Below are 1,316 nucleotides of genomic sequence, written 5' to 3'. Positions count from 1 at the left end.
AGAACGGGCTCGGCGGCGCGGACGTGCACGCGGAGACGTCGGGCGTCGCGCACTTCGCGTACGACGACGAGGAGACCTGCCTCGCCGAGGTCCGCTACCTGCTGTCCATGCTCCCGGCCAACAACCGTGAGAACCCGCCGGTCGTGGCCTCCGAGGACCCGGCCGACCGCCGCTCCGACATGCTGCTCGACCTGGTGCCCGCGGACGGCAACCGGCCGTACGACATGCACAAGGTGATCGAGGAGATCGTCGACGACGGGGACTACTTGGAGGTCCACGAGCGCTGGGCGCGGAACATCGTGTGTGCCCTCGCGCGTCTGGACGGTCAGGTCGTGGGCATCGTGGCCAACCAGCCGCAGGCCCTCGCCGGGGTCCTCGACATCGAGGCGTCGGAAAAAGCGGCGCGTTTCGTCCAGATGTGCGACGCTTTCAATATCCCAATCGTCACATTCCTGGACGTGCCCGGATTCCTGCCGGGCGTCGACCAGGAGCACGGTGGAATCATCCGGCACGGCGCCAAGCTCCTTTACGCCTACTGCAACGCCACGGTGCCGCGGATCTCACTGATTCTCCGTAAGGCGTACGGAGGTGCGTACATCGTCATGGACTCGCAGTCCATCGGTGCGGATCTGACCTATGCGTGGCCCACCAACGAGATCGCCGTGATGGGCGCGGAAGGCGCCGCCAACGTGATCTTCCGGCGGCAGATCGCCGCGGCCGAGGATCCGGAGGCGATGCGGGCGCGGATGGTCAAGGAGTACAAGGCCGAGCTGATGCACCCGTACTACGCGGCCGAGCGCGGTCTGGTGGACGACGTGATCGACCCGGCCGAGACCCGCCAGGTGCTCGTCTCCTCGCTGGAGATGCTCCGCAACAAGCACGCCGACCTGCCCTCGCGCAAGCACGGCAACCCGCCGCAGTGATCCTGCGCCCCCGCACGCAAACGGAGAGACAGAACGCCATGAGCACTCCTGCTGAAAATCTGCTCCGCGTCGAGAAGGGCCACGCCGAGCCCGAAGAACTCGCGGCCATCACCGCGGTTCTGATGGCGCGTGCCGCGGCGCAGCCGACGGCCGCCGCGCCGTCCCGCGGCCGCTCCAAGGCCGGCTGGCGCCGCCTCGAACGCACGCCGGGCTTCCGCGCCCCGCACTCCTGGCAGCGCTGACGCTGCACGCCTGCCTTCGGCCCCGCTCTCCCCTCCGGGGGGGGGCGGGGCTTTTTGTTCCCCACCCCGCCCCTTCCCGAAAGCTTGCAGCAGCTTCGGGGCTGCCGCCCCGGACCCCGCCGCAGATATCGCGCTGAACGCGCTCGTCCTC

General features: G+C 69.0%; 2 protein-coding genes. Both read left to right on the top strand.

Going from position 1 to position 1,316, the window contains the following annotated elements:
* Positions 1-923 (top strand): acyl-CoA carboxylase subunit beta (locus ACWD10_RS38430; RefSeq protein WP_451098485.1); only part of this gene is annotated, 923 nt, incomplete at its 5' end.
* Between the two features lie 38 nt (positions 924-961).
* Complete coding sequence (locus ACWD10_RS38425) at positions 962-1,165, top strand: acyl-CoA carboxylase subunit epsilon (RefSeq protein WP_451098483.1); 204 nt, start codon at positions 962-964, stop codon at positions 1,163-1,165.
* The last annotated feature ends 151 nt before the right edge of the window (positions 1,166-1,316 follow it).

The organism is Streptomyces sp. NPDC002851 (assembly GCF_053591935.1).
Note: the sequence above shows the minus strand (reverse complement) of the source record. Positions and strands in the feature narration are given on the sequence as shown.